Source organism: Sphingomonas psychrotolerans (genome assembly GCF_002796605.1).
GTDB lineage: Bacteria > Pseudomonadota > Alphaproteobacteria > Sphingomonadales > Sphingomonadaceae > Sphingomonas > Sphingomonas psychrotolerans.
In genome coordinates this window covers 910,294-927,651 of record NZ_CP024923.1, presented here as the reverse complement: position 1 = coordinate 927,651, position 17,358 = coordinate 910,294, and the positions used below count along the sequence as shown (strand labels likewise).

Annotated in this window: 21 protein-coding genes; 11 read left to right on the top strand and 10 right to left on the bottom strand. The window is 65.5% G+C overall.

What is annotated here, in order from left to right; genetic code table 11:
• Positions 1–45: 45 nt before the first annotated feature.
• Positions 46–444: a hypothetical protein gene (locus CVN68_RS04035; protein ID WP_100281063.1), complete on the bottom strand. Its 399-nt coding sequence runs from the start codon at positions 442–444 to the stop codon at positions 46–48.
• Between the two features lie 80 nt (positions 445–524).
• A complete protein-coding gene (locus tag CVN68_RS04030) occupies positions 525–1,337 on the bottom strand; it encodes an HpcH/HpaI aldolase/citrate lyase family protein (protein ID WP_100281062.1) in 813 nt (270 codons plus the stop codon).
• A 57-nt stretch (positions 1,338–1,394) separates the two neighbouring features.
• Here CVN68_RS04030 and CVN68_RS04025 point away from each other — a divergent pair, with 57 nt between their 5' ends.
• The 3 genes from CVN68_RS04025 to CVN68_RS04015 are packed head-to-tail and all read left to right on the top strand — an operon-like array spanning position 1,395 to position 4,664.
• Positions 1,395–2,375 (top strand): SPFH domain-containing protein, encoded by a 981-nt coding sequence (locus CVN68_RS04025; protein WP_100284194.1) that lies wholly within the window; start codon positions 1,395–1,397, stop codon positions 2,373–2,375.
• A 3-nt stretch (positions 2,376–2,378) separates the two neighbouring features.
• Positions 2,379–2,828, top strand: coding sequence for an NfeD family protein (locus CVN68_RS04020; protein WP_100281061.1), 450 nt, complete (start codon positions 2,379–2,381; stop codon positions 2,826–2,828).
• A 15-nt stretch (positions 2,829–2,843) separates the two neighbouring features.
• Positions 2,844–4,664: a DUF885 domain-containing protein gene (locus CVN68_RS04015; protein ID WP_100281060.1), complete on the top strand. Its 1,821-nt coding sequence runs from the start codon at positions 2,844–2,846 to the stop codon at positions 4,662–4,664.
• 66 nt (positions 4,665–4,730) lie between these two features.
• Here the strand turns inward: CVN68_RS04015 and CVN68_RS04010 are convergent, their stop codons facing one another.
• From CVN68_RS04010 to CVN68_RS03995, 4 genes are all read right to left on the bottom strand, one after another.
• Positions 4,731–4,928, bottom strand: a complete 198-nt coding sequence (locus CVN68_RS04010; protein ID WP_233503574.1) for a hypothetical protein — start codon at positions 4,926–4,928, stop codon at positions 4,731–4,733.
• A 101-nt stretch (positions 4,929–5,029) separates the two neighbouring features.
• Positions 5,030–5,338 carry a hypothetical protein gene (locus CVN68_RS04005; protein ID WP_100281058.1) on the bottom strand — a complete coding sequence of 103 codons (309 nt, stop codon included), beginning with the start codon at positions 5,336–5,338 and terminating at the stop codon, positions 5,030–5,032.
• 39 nt (positions 5,339–5,377) lie between these two features.
• On the bottom strand, positions 5,378–5,830 hold the full coding sequence (locus CVN68_RS04000; protein ID WP_100281057.1) for a hypothetical protein: 453 nt from the start codon (positions 5,828–5,830) through the stop codon (positions 5,378–5,380).
• A 40-nt stretch (positions 5,831–5,870) separates the two neighbouring features.
• Entirely contained in the window at positions 5,871–7,487 is a 1,617-nt protein-coding gene (locus CVN68_RS03995) for a phosphoenolpyruvate carboxykinase (protein WP_100281056.1), read from the bottom strand.
• 175 nt (positions 7,488–7,662) lie between these two features.
• On the opposite strand from CVN68_RS03995, the gene CVN68_RS03990 reads away from it, so the two are divergent.
• From CVN68_RS03990 to CVN68_RS03955, 8 genes are all read left to right on the top strand, one after another.
• Positions 7,663–8,370, top strand: coding sequence for a response regulator transcription factor (locus tag CVN68_RS03990; RefSeq protein ID WP_100281055.1), 708 nt, complete (start codon positions 7,663–7,665; stop codon positions 8,368–8,370).
• A complete protein-coding gene (locus CVN68_RS03985) occupies positions 8,339–9,913 on the top strand; it encodes a sensor histidine kinase (RefSeq protein WP_100281054.1) in 1,575 nt (524 codons plus the stop codon). Before CVN68_RS03990 ends, CVN68_RS03985 begins: the two co-directional genes overlap by 32 nt.
• Positions 9,913–10,356: an HPr kinase/phosphorylase gene (locus CVN68_RS03980; protein WP_100281053.1), complete on the top strand. Its 444-nt coding sequence runs from the start codon at positions 9,913–9,915 to the stop codon at positions 10,354–10,356. The genes CVN68_RS03985 and CVN68_RS03980 overlap by 1 nt, the downstream gene beginning before the upstream one ends.
• The gene (gene rapZ / locus CVN68_RS03975; protein WP_100281052.1) at positions 10,353–11,291 is read left to right on the top strand and encodes an RNase adapter RapZ; all 939 of its coding nucleotides are present in this window, start codon (positions 10,353–10,355) and stop codon (positions 11,289–11,291) included. The genes CVN68_RS03980 and rapZ overlap by 4 nt, the downstream gene beginning before the upstream one ends.
• Before the next feature lies 1 nt (position 11,292).
• Positions 11,293–11,700, top strand: coding sequence for a PTS sugar transporter subunit IIA (locus CVN68_RS03970; RefSeq protein WP_100281051.1), 408 nt, complete (start codon positions 11,293–11,295; stop codon positions 11,698–11,700).
• Positions 11,697–11,969: an HPr family phosphocarrier protein gene (locus CVN68_RS03965; protein ID WP_100281050.1), complete on the top strand. Its 273-nt coding sequence runs from the start codon at positions 11,697–11,699 to the stop codon at positions 11,967–11,969. Before CVN68_RS03970 ends, CVN68_RS03965 begins: the two co-directional genes overlap by 4 nt.
• 47 nt (positions 11,970–12,016) lie before the next feature.
• Positions 12,017–12,820: a TrmH family RNA methyltransferase gene (locus CVN68_RS03960; protein WP_100281049.1), complete on the top strand. Its 804-nt coding sequence runs from the start codon at positions 12,017–12,019 to the stop codon at positions 12,818–12,820.
• Positions 12,821–12,943: 123 nt separating this feature from the next.
• Positions 12,944–13,642, top strand: a complete 699-nt coding sequence (locus tag CVN68_RS03955) for an META domain-containing protein (protein WP_158298730.1) — start codon at positions 12,944–12,946, stop codon at positions 13,640–13,642.
• 6 nt (positions 13,643–13,648) lie between these two features.
• Here CVN68_RS03955 and CVN68_RS03950 read toward each other — a convergent pair whose 3' ends face one another.
• The 4 genes from CVN68_RS03950 to recR all read right to left on the bottom strand — a co-directional run bounded on the left by CVN68_RS03950 (position 13,649) and on the right by recR (position 17,293).
• Complete coding sequence (locus CVN68_RS03950; RefSeq protein WP_100281047.1) at positions 13,649–14,377, bottom strand: tetratricopeptide repeat protein; 729 nt, start codon at positions 14,375–14,377, stop codon at positions 13,649–13,651.
• Positions 14,378–14,591: 214 nt separating this feature from the next.
• On the bottom strand, positions 14,592–16,001 hold the full coding sequence (rmuC, locus tag CVN68_RS03945) for a DNA recombination protein RmuC (protein ID WP_100281046.1): 1,410 nt from the start codon (positions 15,999–16,001) through the stop codon (positions 14,592–14,594).
• A gap of 103 nt (positions 16,002–16,104) precedes the next feature.
• Complete coding sequence (gene def / locus CVN68_RS03940; RefSeq protein ID WP_100281045.1) at positions 16,105–16,632, bottom strand: peptide deformylase; 528 nt, start codon at positions 16,630–16,632, stop codon at positions 16,105–16,107.
• A gap of 64 nt (positions 16,633–16,696) precedes the next feature.
• Entirely contained in the window at positions 16,697–17,293 is a 597-nt protein-coding gene (gene recR, locus CVN68_RS03935) for a recombination mediator RecR (protein ID WP_100281044.1), read from the bottom strand.
• Positions 17,294–17,358: the final 65 nt, after the last annotated feature.

Here is a 17,358-nt window from a genome sequence, read left to right as displayed (position 1 = left end):
CCCATGTAACCGCGCCCAGCGCAAACCGCTAGTGCCGGGTCTGCGTTAACTGCCGTCCTGCAGATGCGGATAGAGCACGGCCCTCTCGGCTTCGATCTGCGCTCGCATCGAACGGCGCAGCGCGAGCGAAGCCTGGCAATAGCCCGGCCAGTTCTTCACGATCTCCCGCAGGCTCCAGATGCTGATATGCTCGGACGACGCCGTCATGGCGGCAGTGTTGCTGCCGTGGAGCACATCGAGCGGCGCGACTTCGCTCGCGAGCAGCGTCGGCCTGAGCTCGATGCAGAGCGAGTCGATCAGCCTGCGCCGCGCGCTGCTGGTTCGCGTCAGCCGATAGCGCAGGCTCGCCAACGCCGCCTCGTCCGGAGCGGGTTGCGCCGTCAGTTCCTCGAGTTCGTCCAGCATTTGCAGCAGCTGGGCGTGCAGATCATGAAGTTCGGACATGGTCTCACCCTGCAGAACCGTGTTGGCGGCGGCGCATAGCCTTGCCAGCCCCCGGCGACATCGCAGGGAAATCCCGGAGCTTAGCCGCGGTGCCGCTCGATCAGCGCGCGCGCCTGTGCGACATGCATCGCCTCGATCATCCGATCGCCGAACCGCTCGGCGCCGCCGGTCGCGGCCGCGATCAGCGCCCGTGCTTCGGCAAGCTCGGCTTCGCCGGGTCCGAATGCCTGCGCCGCTACAGGGATCTGGTTCGGATGGATCAGCGACTTGCCGTCGAAGCCGAGCACACGTCCGTAGCGGCACTCCGCGCCAAGCCCCTCGGCATCGTCGAGCGCGTTGAACACCCCGTCGATCGCCCAGACCGCGCTCGCCCGCGCCGCCAGCACGATCGTCTGGAGCGACAATATCAATCCCTCGCGCCCGGCACCGGCAGGAATGCCGAGCGTCGCACGCAGATCGTTCACTCCGGCGACGAGCCCCCCAACGCCCGGTACCGCCGCGATATCGGCCGCCGCGAGCACCCCGAGCGGAGTCTCTATCATCGCGAGCAGCGGCTTGCCGACAGCCTCGGCGATCGCCGCTGCATCCGCCACCGTCTCGACCTTGGGCACGACGACGAAATCGCATACGGATGCCGCCACGGCGTCGAGATCGGCGGCATGCTCGGCCGATTCGATGCCGTTTATCCGGATCGCGCACAGGCGATGCCCGAACCCTTCGGCAACCGCCGCCACTGCCGCCGCTCGCGCTTCGGCCTTGGCATCGTCGCGCACGGCATCCTCCAGATCGAGGATCACCATGTCGGCGTCGAGCCCGCGCGCCTTGGCGATCGCGCGCGGATTGGAGGCCGGAAGGAACAGCGCAGTGCGGGGCGCCAGTCGGGCTGTGGTCATGGCCCGACTCTATGCTAGCAAGGCGGAGGAAATGCGAGGGGAGTCGGGGGAATGGATATGCTGAACGTATTTCTCGTCGTGATGGTGGCGGTGGTGCTGCTCTACCTCTTCTCCAGTGTGAAGATCGTCACCCAAGGCTATCAATATACGATAGAATATTTCGGGCGCTTCACCGCGGTCGCCTCCCCCGGGCTCAATTTCTACCCTGCCTTCTTCTATCGCGTCGGCCGCAAGGTGAACATGATGGAGCAGGTGATCGACATTCCGGGGCAGGAAATCATCACCAAGGACAATGCGATGATCTCGACCGACGGGGTCGTTTTCTTCCAGGTCCTCGATGCCGCCAAGGCCGCCTATGAGGTGTCGGATCTCTATGTCGCCTTGCTCCAGCTGACCACGACGAACCTGCGCACCGTGATGGGCTCGATGGATCTCGACGAGACGCTGTCGAAGCGCGACGAGATCAACGCGCGCTTGCTCAACGTGGTCGATCACGCGACCACCCCCTGGGGCGTCAAGATCACCCGCGTCGAGATCAAGGACATCCGCCCGCCCGCCGACATCGTCAACGCAATGGGCCGCCAGATGAAAGCCGAGCGCGAGAAGCGCGCCAACATCCTTGAGGCCGAGGGCATGCGCGCTTCCGAGATCCTCCGCGCCGAGGGCCAGAAGCAGTCGCAGATCCTCGAAGCCGAGGGCCGCCGCGAAGCCGCCTTCCGCGACGCCGAGGCGCGGGAGCGTTCGGCAGAGGCAGAGGCCTCGGCAACGCGCATGGTCTCCGATGCGATCGAGAGCGGCAGCACCCAGGCGATCAACTATTTCATCGCCCAGAAATATGTCGAGGCGATCGGAAAGTTCGCGACTTCGCCCAACGCCAAGACCATCCTGTTCCCGGTCGAGGCGACCCAGCTGATGGGTACGCTGGGCGGAATCGGCGAACTGGCGCGCGAAGCGATCGGCGGCGGCGGCCCCAAGCCTCCGGCGCCGCCCGCCCCGACGCGCGCGCGACCGACGCCCTTCGGCACACAGGAGAGCTGAACGATGAACACGCTGCTCGCCACACCCGGGCTGTCGTGGCTGATCCTCGCGGCGGTGCTCGCCATCACCGAATTGCTGGTGCCAGGCATCTTCCTCGTCTTCGTCGCAGCGGGGGCAGCGGTGACCGGCGTCGTGACGCTGATCATCCCCGGTTTCGCACTGCCGTTCCAGGTCGCAGTGTTCGTTGTCGCCGCATCGGCGGCGGTCGCGATCGGGCGTCGCTGGTACATCAACAATCCAGTGCCGAGCGCCGATCCTTTGCTCAACGACCGGGTCGCCCGACTGATCGGCGAAGTGGTGACGGTGGTCGAGCCGATCGCGGCGGGCAAGGGCAAGGTCCGCGTCGGCGACGGCGAGTGGCTCGCCTCCGGACCAGACGCCCCGGTCGGCACCCATGTGCGGATCATCGGCGCGACGGGAACATGGCTCAACGTCGAACCCGTGATCGCCTGATTTCAAGGAGTGACCATGCGTACCACCCGTCGCCAGCTGCTGCTCGGCACCGCCGGCACCCTTGCCGCCGCCACATTGCCGCGCGCGGCGAGCGCGTTCCTCGCCGACGGCGACGCGCGCGCCGAAGCCCTGCTCGCCCGCACCGCCGAGACTTTCCTCACACTCTATCCCGAGACCGCTACATCGCTCGGCATCGACAAGGACAAGCGCGCGCAGCTCAAGCACCAGCTCGCCGATCGGTCGCCCGACGGACAGCGCCGGATCGCCGCGCATCTGCGGCAGACGCTCGCCGATCTCGGCAAGCTCGATGCCGCGGCGCTCAGCCCGGTGATGCGCACCAATGTCGAAGTAGTGCAGGCCTCGTACGGCAACGCGCTCGAAGGCTTCGCCTTCGCTTATGGCGACGTGGCGGTGGGCAGCTGGCGAAATACGCCTTATGTCGTCGCGCAGAATGTCGGCGCGTGGATCGACGTACCGCGCATGCTCGACACCGATCACCAGGTGAACACCCGCGAGGATGCCGAGGCGTATCTCGACCGGCTCGAATCCTACGCCGAAATGCTCGACGGCGAGACCGAACGGCTCAAGGTCGCCGGGGCGAACGGAGTCATCGCACCCGATTTCCTGCTGGACAAGAACCTGACCCAGCTCAAGCGCGCGCGCGGCGGCAACACCGCCGGCTGGGGGGTGGTCACTTCGCTCGCCAATCGCAGCGCCGGCATGGAAGGCGATTTCGGCAACCGCGCATGGATGCTGGCGAACGACAAGATCGCGCCCGCGCTCGACCGCCAGATCGCCGAGCTCGAGCGCCACCGCAAACGCGCAACCTCGGACGCCGGTGTGTGGAAGTTCAAGGACGGTGAGGCCTATTACGCCTGGGCGCTGCGCGCCGGCACCACCACGAGGATGAGCCCCGAGGAGGTCCACCAGATGGGCCTCGACCAGCTCCGCACGATCCAGGCGGAGATGGACACGATCCTCAAAAAGGAGGGTTACAGCCAAGGCAGCGTCGGTAGGCGGATGGAAGCATTGGCCAAGGATCCGCGCTTCACTTTCCCCGAAGGCGATCCGGGCCGCGCCGAGATATTGAAGTTCCTCAACGCCCGCATCACCGACATCCGGGGACGGATGCCGCAGGCGTTCAACACACTCGTCAAAGGCAATGTCGAGGTTCGTCGCTTGCCGCCGGAAGAGGAGCCGGGCGCTCCCGGCGCCTATGGCGGGCCAGGCTCGATCGACGGCACGATCCCCGGCAAGTTCTGGATTAATCTGCGCACGACCAGCCTGCACACGCGCTTCAGTCTGCCCGACCTCGCCTATCACGAGGCGATCCCTGGCCATGTCTGGCAGGGTGAATACACCTTCAAGCTGCCGCTTGTCCGGAGCCTGCTCCAGTTCAACGCCTATTCCGAAGGCTGGGCGCTTTACGCCGAGCAACTCGCCGACGAACTCGGCGTCTATGCCGATAACCCGGCGGAGAAGCTCGGCTATCTCCAGTCGCTCGGCTTCCGCGCCTGCCGGTTGGTGGTGGATACCGGGCTACATGCCAAGCGCTGGACCCGCAAACAGGCGATCGACTGGTTCGTCGGGGCCAATGGCTCTTCGGAAGAGGAAGTCGCAGGCGAAGTCGACCGCTATTGCGCGTGGCCGGGACAAGCCTGCGGCTACAAGGTCGGGCACAGCGAGATCAACCGACTGCGCGACAGGGCCAAAGCGGCGTTGGGGCAGCGCTACGATTTCAAGGCGTTCAACGATGCACTGGTGCTCGGCGGCAACGTGCCGATGACAGTGCTCGGGCACGTTGTCGATCGACACGTTGCGGCCCAAAGGGCCTAGTACGGATCCGTCCTGCCCCCTTCCGCCATTGCCGGGGACTTTCCATTTACCGCGTGGCGATGCGCGTCATTTGCCGCCGGTGACGGCCGTGATCGCTTCCAGAACTTCGGCGACGGTCGAGCCGACGACGACTTCGTGCGATTTGTCGAACCCGAGCACGCCGACCTCGATACCGGCAAGGTCGATCGAGGAGACCGTGCGCACCGCCGCCAGATTGACGAGGATCGGCTCGCCATTGATCGACTTCATGGAAATGAACTGCACCGGATATCCCTACTTTGCGCTTTATCTCTCTTATAGAGGCGATGGCATCGGAGAACGGCGATGCTGGACGACAATCTGCGGCACCCGACCATGTCGCACGATCAATTTTTGCCGAACAGCCCCGAAGCCAGCCCGCCAAGCTTGCCGAGCGCGTCGCCCTCGAGAAGCTGCGAGAAGCGCCCGAGCGAGCCCTCGCCGCCAATATGGCCGATGATCTCACGGATCTTGTCTACCGGCAGCCCGGTCGCCGAAGCGGCGCCTTCGGCGGTGTCGCCTTCCATCGGATGAAATTTAGCGAGGGCCTGCACCGCCGATTCGACATGCTCGGGCGAGAGTCCGACCTTGTTTGCCAGATTGGCAATGCCCACGTTCTGAGTGATTTGGCCGAGAATGCCGTCAAGAATGCTCATACTTCGCCTCCACGCGTTGCCCGAACCGGAGGCACAGGCCTAGCACGGCTCGGGCAACGGTGCACGGTCGGGCGGTACGAAGCCACGCCGCGCCCGTGCCGAGAACAGCAACTCGCGACTATAGAAGTCGAGCGGCCAGTCGCGACGGCCGATCCGTGACTCGAGCAGCGCGTTGACCCGCCCGGCGAGACCTCCCGACGCGTGGGTGCGCAAGAACAGGCGGACGCCGGCGACGTAAACGCGGGTAATGGTATCGTGGTAACCGCCCGCATCGTCGTTCACCCCGCCGAGGCTCTCATTGAAGCGTGAGATAATGCCGGCGATCTCGGCATCTATATCCACATCCTGGCGCTCGGTCAGCAGATAGAGGCAAGCGGCAAGGTGCGCCTCGTGGGTCCACTCCTCACGCGTGAGGCTGCACGCGAGCAGCCCTTCACCGAGATGGATGATCTCGGCGTCGGAGACGAACGGGCGGGGCAAGAAGTCGGTCATCGATCGGGTTCCCAAGCGCCCGATCGATGACCGGGGCAATTCAGACAGGTAGCGGGGCGCGGGGCGCCGATTGTCGCACCCCTTCGTCGACATGATCGGCGAACTGGGCGAAATTCTCGTTGAACAAATCGACGAGCTTTGCCGCGGTGGCGTCATATTGCGCCTTGTTGGCCCAGCTCTGGCGCGGGTCGAGCACCGACGGGTCCACACCATTCACGGTGACCGGCACCTTGAACCCGAAATTCGGATCGATACGGTATTGGGCGTCGCTCAGGCTGCCGTCGAGCGCCGCGTTGAGCAACGCGCGGGTCAGCTTGATCGGCATCCGCTTGATGCCGGGATCGGTGGCCATGCCCCCTGCCCAGCCGGTGTTGACCAGCCAGCAATCTACGCCGCCTTTGGCGATGCGCTCCTTGAGCAGATTGCCATATTCTGACGGGTGGCGCGGCATGAAGGCGGCGCCGAAGCAGGTCGAAAAGGTCGCCTCGGGCTCGGTCACTCCGATCTCGGTCCCCGCCACCTTGGCGGTGTAGCCCGAGAGGAAGTGATACATCGCTTGCTCGGGGGTCAGCCTGGCGATCGGCGGCATGATCCCGAACGCGTCGGCGGTGAGGAAGATGATGTTCCTCGGCACCGGGCCAAGATTGTGTGCGGAAGTATTTGGGATGAAGTCGATCGGATAGGCGCCGCGGCTGTTCTCCGCCAGGCCGGCATCGTCCAGATCGAGTCCGCGCGTCTCGCTGTCCATCACGACATTCTCGAGCACCGTGCCGAAGCGCTTCGTCGTTGCGAAGATCTCGGGCTCGGCCTCGGGCGAGAGCCGGATCATCTTGGCGTAGCAGCCGCCTTCGAAATTGAAGACCGCGGTGTCCGACCAGCCATGCTCGTCGTCGCCGATCAGCGTGCGGCTGGCGTCGGCCGAGAGCGTGGTCTTGCCGGTGCCTGACAGGCCGAAGAACACGGCGGTGTCGCCGTTAGGACCGATATTGGCCGAGCAATGCATCGGCATTACGCGCTTGGGCGGCAGCAGGTAATTGAGCAATCCGAACACGCTCTTTTTCATCTCGCCGGCATAGGCCGTGCCGCCGATCAGGATCAGCTTGTCGGTGAGATTGACAGCAATCACCGTCTCGCTGCGCGTGCCATGGCGCTCGGGGTCGGCGCGAAAGCTCGGCAGGTCGATGATGGTGTATTCGGGCGCGAACCCGCCGAGTTCGCTGGCCTCTGGCCGCACCAGCATCGTGCGGATGAACAGGCTGTGCCACGCGAGTTCGTTGATCACGCGCACATTGACGCGGTGTTCGGGCTGCGAACCGCCATAGAGGTCCTGGACGAAAAGAATGTCGCGCTGCGCCAGCTCGGCAAGAAAGTCAGCCTCGAGCGCGGCGAAATGCTCCGGGCTCATCGGCTTGTTGGTCTTGCCCCACCAGACATTGCGCTCGGTCTCCGCATCGCGGACGATGAACTTGTCGTTGGCAGAGCGGCCGGTGTGCCTGCCGGTAGTGACCACCAGAGGTCCGTCTTTGGCCAGCCTGCCTTCGCCACGGCGCACGGCATGCTCCACCAAAGGCGCGGTTTCCAGATTCCAGAATAGCTGAGCGCCGGTCGCGATGCCCTGAGCATCGAGACCGGCGCGCGGGGTGCGCGTGATCGACATCCAACCTCCAAAGTCGCTAACCCCTTCCCGGAGGCGGAGTTGCGTTATCAATGGGTCGGCATAGGCAGCGCGTCGAAAGGGCGTCAATCCAGGTAAGCGGTGTCAGCGATTGAGCCGCCTGTCACTTTGCTTTAACCCCCTTCCTGATGCTTCAAAGCCACGCACGCTGCCCGGAATGACCGCGACGATCGCGCTGGTCGATGACGACCGCAACATCCTGACCTCGGTTTCGATCGCGCTCCAGACCGAGGGGTTCCTCACGCGCGTCTATTCGGACGGCGAAAGCGCGTTGAAGGCGCTGATCGAGAACCCGCCCGATCTGGCGGTGCTCGACATCAAGATGCCAAAGATGGACGGGCTCGAACTGCTGCGGCGGCTGCGCGAGAAGAGCGCGATCCCGGTGATCTTCCTCACCAGCAAGGATGACGAGCTCGACGAGGCGTTAGGGCTGGCGATGGGCGCCGATGATTATATTGCCAAGCCGTTCAGCCAGCGGCTGCTGATCGCCCGCATTCGCGCGATCCTGCGGCGCACCGAAGCGGCCCAGCCGAGCACCGACGGCGGCGAGCAGGCGCCGGCGGAGATCCTCGAGCGCGGCCGGCTGACGATGGATCCCGCGCGCCACCGCGTCACCTGGGGCGGCACCAACGTCACGCTGACCGTCACCGAATTCCTGATCCTCGAAACGCTCGCCCAGCGCCCCGGAATCGTCAAAACGCGCAACCAGCTGATGGATGCCGCCTATCAGGACGACATCTACGTCGACGACCGCACCATAGACAGCCACATCAAACGCGTGCGGCGCAAATTCCGGCAGGTCGACCCGGAATTCGATGCTATCGAAACGCTGTATGGCGCCGGTTATCGCTTCTCGGACGAATAACGAGCGCGACCTTGCGCTCAAATGGTCGAACCGCGTCAGCCTCACGCCGAGGATTCTCGCGGTCAACATCTTCGCGCTGGCCTTGCTCGGCAGCGGCTTCTTCTATCTCGATTCCTATCGCAGCCGGATCGTCGACAGCCGGGTGGCGCAGGCGCGCGGGGAGGTCCGGCTGATCGCGCAGGCGATCGCCTCGGCCACGCCCGAGCGGCGCGATCTGCTCGTACTCAGCCTCGCCCGCGATACCGGCACGCGGATCCGCCTCTATGACGAGAGCGGCAAGCTGATCACCGACAGCCATGATCTGGGGCTGCGCAATCTCGTGCTGCGCGATCCCGACAAGGATCCATTCAACCAGTCGACCGCGCGCTTCCTCGACGCCGTCATCGACACCGTCGCCGGAGCCGACCGCGCGCCGCTCTACCGCGAGCGCCGGCGCGATCGAGGGCTCGATTGGCCCGACGTACGGACCGCGCGCGAGACCCACGGCACGCCCGCGACGGTTTGGCGTGCGCCCGATCGCACCCCGGTGATCACTGCTGCGGCGCCGATCACCCAGCTCGGCGTGGTGATGACCACGGTCAATGCGCGCGACATCACACAGACCGTGCGGCTGGAGCGCTTCCGGTTGAGCGTGGTGCTCGCGATCGTCAGCCTGCTGTCGATCCTGCTCTCGCTGTTCCTCGCCCGGACGATCGTGCGCCCGCTGCGCCGGCTCGCCCGCGCGGCGGTGCGCGTTCGGCTCGGACGCGCCCGCGAAGTCATTGTCCCGCGGCTGCCCGAGCGCAGCGACGAAATCGGCATGCTGGCGCGCGCGATCTCGGACATGAGCCAGGCGTTGCGCGCGCGGATCGACGCCACCGAAAGCTTCGCTGCCGACGTAACGCATGAACTCAAGAACCCCCTCGCTTCGCTGCGTTCGGCCGTGGAGGGCTTGTCGAAAGTCAAGGATCCGCAGTTGCAGGAGCAGTTGCTCGCGATCGTGCGCGACGATGTGCATCGGCTCGACCGACTGATCACCGACATCTCCGACGCGTCACGGCTCGATGCCCAACTCAGCCGCGCGACGTTCGAGCCGATCGACGTGGGTGCAATGATCGCGGCATTGCTCGAGCAGCGTGCCACGCGGGGGCTGCCGAACGGCATCCGCATCCTGTTCGATCGTCGTCCGGATCTGTCGCTCACGGTACTCGGCGAAGGGTCGCGGCTGGAGCGCGTCTTCGAAAATCTGATCGAGAACGCCCTGTCTTTCTCGCCCGAAGGCGGGCTCGTCACGATCTCGGCGACGCGCGACGGCGAGATGCTGGTGGTGCGGATGGAGGACGAGGGGCCGGGCGTGCCCGAGGCGGCGCGCGACTCGATCTTCCGGCGATTTCACTCGGTGCGACCCCAGAGTGAAGCCTTTGGTCAGCATTCGGGGCTAGGCCTTGCCATCGCACGCACCATCGTCGAAGGCCATCAGGGGAGCATTTCAGTGGAAACGCGCGAGGATCGATTGAGTGGGGCCCGGTTCGTGGTACGACTGCCACTGGCGGAGTGCGACTGATGCCTGAGATCCGGCTTTCAGAGGTTTCTTCGGAGACAGTCCATGGCACCTGCGTCGCGATCGGCAGCCGCGCGGTGTTGATCGAGGGCCGCTCAGGCGAGGGCAAGTCCGATCTCGCGCTCCGGCTGATCGACCGCGGCGCGGCACTTGTCGCCGACGGCCAGGTGATCTGCCAGCGACAAGAGGGTGCGCTGATCGCCTGTGCGCCGACGCATCTTGCAGGGCGGATCGAAGTGCGCGGGCTGGGCATTATCGAGATGCCCAACGTAGAGCGCGTTCCGGTGGAACTGTTGATCGTGATCCTCGATGCCCCGCCCCGCTTTCCGGAGGATCCGCGAACGCGGCGGATCGCTGGTGTGAACGTGCCCGTGCTCGCGCTGGCTGCGCTCGAGCCGTCGGCGCCGATCAAGGTCGAACTCGCGCTCAAACAGGCGGCACGGTGAGCCGAAGGCGGCCGAGACAGATCCTGCTCGTCACCGGCATGTCGGGGGCGGGCAAATCGACCGCGCTTCGGACGCTTGAGGATCTCGGCTGGGAGACCGTCGACAATCTTCCCCTGCTCCTGCTCCACCGACTGCTCGACACACCGCCTGGCGAAGGCGCCGATGGCGACGACGACCGGCCGCTCGCGCTCGGCATCGGCACCCAGACCCGCGGCTTCGACGCCGAGAGCATCGTCCAACGTGTCAAGAAACTCAGCGAGCAGGAAGGGCACGAGGTCGGCACGCTGTTCCTCGAATGCGCGGGCGCCGAGCTCGAGCGGCGCTATTCGGAGACGCGGCGGCGCCACCCGCTGGCGCAAGATCGCCCTGCCAGCGACGGCATCGCCCGCGAGCGCGAATTGCTGATGCCACTCCGACGCTGGTCGAACCGGCTGATCGACACCACCGACCTCTCCTCGAACGAGCTGCAGCAGCAGATCCGCTCGACCTTCTCGGGCGACGGTCTGGGGCGAACGGTGCTCACCATCACCTCCTTCGGTTTTGCGCGCGGGCTGCCGCGCGACGCCGACCTCGTGTTCGACATGCGTTTCCTGCGCAATCCGCATTGGGTGGAGGCGTTGCGTCCCGGGACGGGCCAGCACGTCGACGTCTCTACCTATATCGCCGACGATCCCGCTTATGGACAGGCGATGGCGCAGATCGAAGCGTTGCTCCTCCTCCTGCTGCCGCGATACCAGGCCGAAGGAAAGGCATATGTTACCGCCGCATTCGGGTGTACTGGGGGCCGCCATCGCTCGGTCCACGTCGCCGAGCGGATGGCGCGGCGGTTGCGTGAGGAGGGATTTTCGCCCACGGTGACCCACCGCGATTTACAGACCGCGCCGCAGGACTCGCTGGAGGGGGCCCCGGTGACCATATCAGGGGGCGGAGTTTGAGATGATTGGTTTGGTGCTCGTGACTCACGGCCGACTCGCCGAGGAGTTCGTGGTCGCGATGGAACATGTGGTGGGCAAGCAGGAGCGGATCGAACCGATCTCCATCGGTCCCGACGACGACATGGAAGCCCGCCGCGCGGACATCGCCGCGGCGATCGCACGCGTCGACGAAGGCGGCGGCGTCATCGTGTTGAGCGATCTGTTCGGCGGCACGCCCTCCAACCTCGCCATTTCGCTGATGGAAACGGGGCGGATCGAAGTGATCGCCGGCATCAATCTGCCGATGCTGATCCGGCTGGGCAGCGCGCGCAAAGCAATGAAGGTTACCGAGGCAGTCGCCGCCGCGCGTGATGCCGGGCGGAAATACATCACCGTGGCGTCCGAGGTTCTGGGAGAGGCCGCCGCGTGAGTCAGGCGACGCGTACCGTCCAGATCGAGAATCGCCGGGGCCTGCATGCGCGGGCGAGCATGGCATTCGTCACGCTCGCGACGAGCCAGCCGGTCGAGCTCACCGTCGAAAAGGACGGCGCCAGTGCCTCGGGCACGTCGATCCTCGACCTGATGATGCTCGGTGCCGCCAAGGGCGACACGATCACGATCAGCGCCGAGGGCGACGGGGCGCACGAGGCTGTGGAGGCACTGGCCGCACTCGTCGAGGCGCGCTTCGGCGAAGAGTGACCGTTCGGCTGCTTTCGCAGGAGCACATTAGCCGCTACGCACCCGCCATGCCTCGCGAGATAACCGCCTTTTCCAATCCCCTGATCAAACGTGTCCGCAACCTGCGCGACAAGAAGCATCGGCGCGAGGAAGGGCTGTTCCTCGCCGAAGGGCTGCGCATCCTGACCGAGGCGCGCGAGGCGGGACGGCTGCCGCAATTCCTGTTCTTCGCCCGGGACATGGCGAACCATCCTCTGGTCCGCGCGCTGGTGGAGGCCACCGAGGCGGCCGGCGGCGAAGCGATCGAGACCAATGCCGACATCCTCTCCAAGCTTTCGGGCAAGGACAATCCCGGCGCGGTCGTCGGCGTCTATCCCGAATTCGCGCTGACGCTCGACCAGCTCGACCGCAGCCGCGCGCCGATCTGGCTGGTCGCCGAGCGGCTGCGCGATCCCGGCAATCTCGGCACCATCCTGCGCACCGGCGACGCAGTCGGCGCGGGCGGGCTGATCCTGCTCGACGACTGCGTCGATCCGTTCTCGGTCGAGGCCGTCCGTGCGAGCATGGGCGCGCTTTTCACCGTGCCTGTCGCAAAAGCGAGCTGGGACGCGTTCGTGCCATGGCTCCGCTCCGGCCCCGGCCAATTGGTCGGTCTCAGCCTCGACACCGAGCATGACTACAAAGCGCCGGCCTATGCCGCCCCGGTTTTCCTGCTCACCGGCAACGAAGCGCAGGGCATGCCCGACTTCATGGCCGCGGAATGCGACCTGCTGGTCAAGATTCCGATGCTCGGCAAGGCCGATAGCCTCAACGCCGCAGTGGCTACTGCCGTGATGGCCTATGAGGTGCTGGACAGGGTTCGGGGCGGCTAAGTTCACGGTTTGCACGGCAATCCTACATTTCCAGTCCCAGTGAAACCTGAACGCACGGATATCGTTACGGCCATGAAGCGTTCAGCGGCGCGATGGAAAAGCGGCCCGACAAGGAGTTCATCAATGCGCCTGAAAATCATCGCCACCGCCGGCCTGCTCATCGCCGCCCTGCCCGCACAGGCACAGACCGCCAGGCCGTATCAAGCGAGTGGCACCGAGCCGTTCTGGTCCCTCACGATCGCCGCGCGAACGATGCGCTTCGAAGCGCCGGGCCGCCGGACGGTAACCGTAAAGACGCCGCGGGTGATCCACGGCTTCGCCGGCGAGATGTGGCAGACGCGGCGGATCAACGTAAATACCGTCCACAAGCTCTGCACCGACGGGATGAGCGACCGCAGCTATTCGGACACCGTGACGGTGAAGGTAGACGGGCGGACCTATCAGGGCTGCGGCGGCGACGTGACCGATCCGGCGGATCGCGGCAGCGCGATCGAGGGCGCGTGGCGCATCGAGGCGCTGTCGGGCCGGCCGGTGGCGCGCGGGACCGCGCCAAGCGTCACTTTCCGCGACGGGCACATCTCGGGCAATGCCAGCTGCAACCGCTTCAACGGCAGCTACGGCTTCGTACGCGGCCGGCTAAGCGCGGGCGCGCTGGCGACCACGCGCATGGCGTGCACCGAGCGGGTCAAGAACGTCCAGGAATCGGCGATCCTCGGCCTGTTCGCCGAGAAGCTGACGGTGAGCCGCAATCGAGCGGGCAAGCTGGTACTCACCAATGCCGCGGGCCGGACGATGACGCTGACGCCCGAACGCAGGCGCTGAGGCGGTTCAGCTCTTCTTCGCCCGCTGATCGCGAATATACTTGAGCTCGTTCTTGATCTTCTGATCGTCGGGAAAGAGCTCTAGGCACCGGTTCAACAGCTTTTCGGCCTCGTCGAGCCGGCCGAGTTCGATCAGGTCATAGCCCATGCCGAACCAGGCGCGGCGCAGCGAGCGCTTGCGCTGGTCGCCCTGCTCCCCTTCGGCCGCCGCGGCTGCGCGGGAATACAGATCGTGGGAGAGCTGCCACTTCTTCTGCGCCTGATAGGCATAGCCCAGCTCGGACAGATAATGCGCATGCGACGGCGACAGCGCGACGGCACGCTCGAGGAACGGGACCGCGGCATCGATCTGACCGAGATCGATCAGCGCGAAGCCGCGTCCCCATAAAGCGGTGCACCAGCCCGGATCGATCGCGATCGCGTCCTGCTTGGCGGCACTCGCCCCCGCTATATAGAATAGCGCCTGCGCCGGATTGTGTGCGCAGTAGATCTTGCGCTTCTCGCCGGCATAGAGCTTCTCATATTCGGCGAGCAGCGGCTCGAGGATCGCGGTCGCCTCGGCGGCCTTGCCGGCCTCGACCGCCTGGATCGCCGCACCGAGCTTCGCGTCGCGCGCCACTTCCTCCGGCGACGGCTGGGCGTCCTGCGAGGCTGGCGGCGCGGGCGGCAGCGACTGCGCCCATGCCGGGCTCACCACGATCAGTGCCAGCGGCGCGAGACAGTGCATTCGAATCATGGCGAACTCCCCGTTCAGGGGAGGAAGCTATCGGCCTGACGCGCACAAGCAAGTGTCGATCTTCACAAGGGATCGAGCATCTCGCGCACCAGCCCGTGCGGATCGGTGACAAACTGGTGGTAGATGCGGAAGTGTTCGCTGTCTGGCGATACCGCCATATCCGCTTGAGATAGGGCGGCGGCAGCGTCGCGTGACGGTATCGCGACAGCGGGCGTTATTCGGCCGCCTGTGCCTCGGACGCCTCCGGGGCCGGACCGGCCGCGGGGAGCAGCTCGACCACGGGCGCCTTGGCCACCACGTCGACGCTGTCGATACTGTCGAGCGTGGCGTTGCCGGTATCGACGTTGAGCGCCTGGAAGCGCCGCGCCGAGACCATCACCCGGCCCTCGAAACTCGAGACGAACTTGTTGTAATTGTCGACCGCGCTGTTGAGCCCGCCGCCTACGCGCTTGAGATGCGTCGCAGCGGTGGCGAGGCGCTCGTACATCTCCTTGCCGAGCTTTCCGACTTCGCGCGCATCCTCGGTGAGCTTCTGCTGCCGCCACATCGCCGCGACGGTGCGCGCGAGCGGCAGGAAGCCGGAGGGGCCGACGATGATCACGCGGTTCCGCGCAGCGCGCTCCCACAATTCCATGTCGACCTCGAGCGCGCTCGACAGGAAATTGTCGCCGGGAATGTACATGATGACGAAATCGGGCGCCTTTTCGAACTGCGCCCAATAGGCCTTCCGCGACAACGCATCGGCATGATTGCGCACCGCCCTGGCATGCGCCACCAAGGCCGCCTGCCGCTCCTCCGATGACGTACTTTCCGCTGCAGTTAGATAGGCATCCAAGACACACTTCACATCGACTATGAGCTGCTGATCGCCCGGCAGGCGGATGATGAAGTCGGGGCGGAGCGTGCCGTCCTCGGTCGTGATCGAAACCTCGGCGGCGAAATCGACATGGCCCGAGAGTCCGGCGATCTCGATCAGGTTGCGGAATTGCTGCTCGCCCCAGCGACCGCGGGTCTTGGGCGCCGCACGCAGCGCATTGACCAGCTTGGCGGTCTCGGTGCGCGTCTCGCCCAGCTGGGCCTTCACTTCGGTGATTGCCTCGCGCAGCACGCCATAGCTGTCGTTGCGATCCTTCTCGACGCGCTGGAGGCCCTCCTCATAGCGCTTGAGAGTCGACTCGACCGGCTGGAGCAGTGCCTTCATCTTTACTTCGTTCTGCTCGCCGGATTGCGTGAAGCGGGCCTCGGCGCGTTCGAGGAACGCCTTCTGGGTTTCCCCGAGCATATTGCTGGCCACCTCGCGGAACTGGCCTGCCATTGCTTCACGCGCATCTTTGAACTCGGCCAGCCGCTCCTCAAAGGCTTCGGCCCTGGTGCGAAGCTCGGTGAGCTGCAGGCGGGCCTCGTCGCGTTCGTCGCGCAGCGCCGCGTTCTCGTCGCGCAGCGCGGGCAATTGGCTGGCCCGCTCCTCGGCGACGACGAGGTCGGAGATTGCCGCCTTGAAGTCAGCTTCGCGCCTGTCGCGCTCGGCGCGGGCTTCGGCGATTCCGCGGGTGCCGAGGAACCAGCCCAGGCCGAGGCCGCCGAGCAGCGCTACGACGATCACGATGAGTGCGAGCGAGTCCAACCATGCCTCCCGGAACAGAAAGCGAACTTAGCCGGAGAGCGAGTCGAGAGCAATAGTCGTCACCCGGCCGCCTGCCCGAGCGACGGTTAGCGTGGGAGTGGCGTCAGGCCGCGGCTTTGCGGGCCTTGGCGAGCTTCTTGAGGATCATGTCGCGCTTGAGGCGCGATAGATGGTCGATGAAGACGATTCCCTCGAGATGGTCCATCTCGTGCTGAATGCAGGTGGCGAGCAGTCCTTCGAATATCTCGTCATGCGCCGCGCCCTGTTCGTCGAGCCACTTGACCCGGCAGCGCGCGGGGCGTTCGACGTCTGCAAACTGCTCGGGGATCGACAGACAGCCTTCGGTATAGACCGACTGCTCCTCGGCGGGGTCGAAGATCTCGGGGTTGATGAAGACGCGCGGCGCGCGGATCGGCTTGCCCTCCTCATCTTCCTCCTCCTGCAGGTCCATGACGATGACGCGTTTGGGTATCCCGACCTGGATCGCGGCGAGGCCGATGCCAGGGGCGTCGTACATCGTATCGAACATGTCGGCGATCAGATCGCGCAGTTCGTCGTTCACCTGCTCAACGGGCTCGGAGAGAAGGCGCAGGCGCGGATCGGGAACTTCGATGATGGGTAGAATGGCCATTGGCCTAAAATAGTCGGATGGCGCTTTGGTCGCAAGCGTCGGAGGTCATTTTGGTTTTATCGCTTCAGGCAATCGGTCGGCGTGCACGGAGGGCCTGGGCAAGGGTGCCTTCGTCGAGATAGTCGAGTTCGCCGCCGACGGGCAGGCCGTGGGCGAGCTGGGTGATGCGGATCGGATAGGTCTCGAGGCGCTCGGCGAGATAATGCGCGGTGGTCTGGCCGTCGAGCGTGGCGTTCATCGCAAGCACGACTTCGTCCACTCCGCCCGCGGCGACGCGGCGAACGAGGCTGTCGACGCGCAGATCCTCGGGGCGAATGCCTTCGAGCGCCGAGAGCCGGCCGCCGAGGACATGGAACTTGCCCGGGAACAGCCGCGCGCGATCGAGCGCCCAGAGATCGGCGACATCCTCGACGACGCAGAGCGATCGCGTGTCGCGGCGCGGATCGGCGCAGACCGCGCACGGATCGCTGGTGTCGACATTGCCGCAGATCCCGCAGGTGCTGAGCCGCCGGCTGACTGTGGTCAGCGCCGAGAGCAAGGGGTCGAGCGCGGTCTCGCGTTTCTTGAGCAAATGGAGCACCGCCCGCCGCGCCGAGCGCGGGCCGAGTCCGGGCAGGCGGGAGAGTGCCTGAGTCAATGCCTCGATTTCTGGGGAAGCCATCAGGGAGAGATAGCGCCGGCGTTCGAAGAAGCAAATTCCGTCATCCTGGCTATCGCGGGGATGAC

What these genes read in the sequence shown, in the direction of transcription:
- CVN68_RS04035 (WP_100281063.1), bottom strand. Translation starts at nt 444, where the DNA reads ATGTCCGAACTTCATGATCTGCACGCCCAGCTGCTGCAAATGCTGGAC.
- CVN68_RS04030 (WP_100281062.1), bottom strand. Translation starts at nt 1,337, where the DNA reads ATGACCACAGCCCGACTGGCGCCCCGCACTGCGCTGTTCCTTCCGGCC.
- CVN68_RS04025 (WP_100284194.1), top strand. Translation starts at nt 1,395, where the DNA reads ATGCTGAACGTATTTCTCGTCGTGATGGTGGCGGTGGTGCTGCTCTAC.
- CVN68_RS04020 (WP_100281061.1), top strand. Translation starts at nt 2,379, where the DNA reads ATGAACACGCTGCTCGCCACACCCGGGCTGTCGTGGCTGATCCTCGCG.
- CVN68_RS04015 (WP_100281060.1), top strand. Translation starts at nt 2,844, where the DNA reads ATGCGTACCACCCGTCGCCAGCTGCTGCTCGGCACCGCCGGCACCCTT.
- CVN68_RS04005 (WP_100281058.1), bottom strand. Translation starts at nt 5,338, where the DNA reads ATGAGCATTCTTGACGGCATTCTCGGCCAAATCACTCAGAACGTGGGC.
- CVN68_RS04000 (WP_100281057.1), bottom strand. Translation starts at nt 5,830, where the DNA reads ATGACCGACTTCTTGCCCCGCCCGTTCGTCTCCGACGCCGAGATCATC.
- CVN68_RS03995 (WP_100281056.1), bottom strand. Translation starts at nt 7,487, where the DNA reads ATGTCGATCACGCGCACCCCGCGCGCCGGTCTCGATGCTCAGGGCATC.
- CVN68_RS03990 (WP_100281055.1), top strand. Translation starts at nt 7,663, where the DNA reads ATGACCGCGACGATCGCGCTGGTCGATGACGACCGCAACATCCTGACC.
- CVN68_RS03985 (WP_100281054.1), top strand. Translation starts at nt 8,339, where the DNA reads ATGGCGCCGGTTATCGCTTCTCGGACGAATAACGAGCGCGACCTTGCG.
- CVN68_RS03980 (WP_100281053.1), top strand. Translation starts at nt 9,913, where the DNA reads ATGCCTGAGATCCGGCTTTCAGAGGTTTCTTCGGAGACAGTCCATGGC.
- CVN68_RS03970 (WP_100281051.1), top strand. Translation starts at nt 11,293, where the DNA reads ATGATTGGTTTGGTGCTCGTGACTCACGGCCGACTCGCCGAGGAGTTC.
- CVN68_RS03960 (WP_100281049.1), top strand. Translation starts at nt 12,017, where the DNA reads ATGCCTCGCGAGATAACCGCCTTTTCCAATCCCCTGATCAAACGTGTC.
- CVN68_RS03955 (WP_158298730.1), top strand. Translation starts at nt 12,944, where the DNA reads ATGCGCCTGAAAATCATCGCCACCGCCGGCCTGCTCATCGCCGCCCTG.
- CVN68_RS03950 (WP_100281047.1), bottom strand. Translation starts at nt 14,377, where the DNA reads ATGATTCGAATGCACTGTCTCGCGCCGCTGGCACTGATCGTGGTGAGC.
- def (WP_100281045.1), bottom strand. Translation starts at nt 16,632, where the DNA reads ATGGCCATTCTACCCATCATCGAAGTTCCCGATCCGCGCCTGCGCCTT.
- recR (WP_100281044.1), bottom strand. Translation starts at nt 17,293, where the DNA reads ATGGCTTCCCCAGAAATCGAGGCATTGACTCAGGCACTCTCCCGCCTG.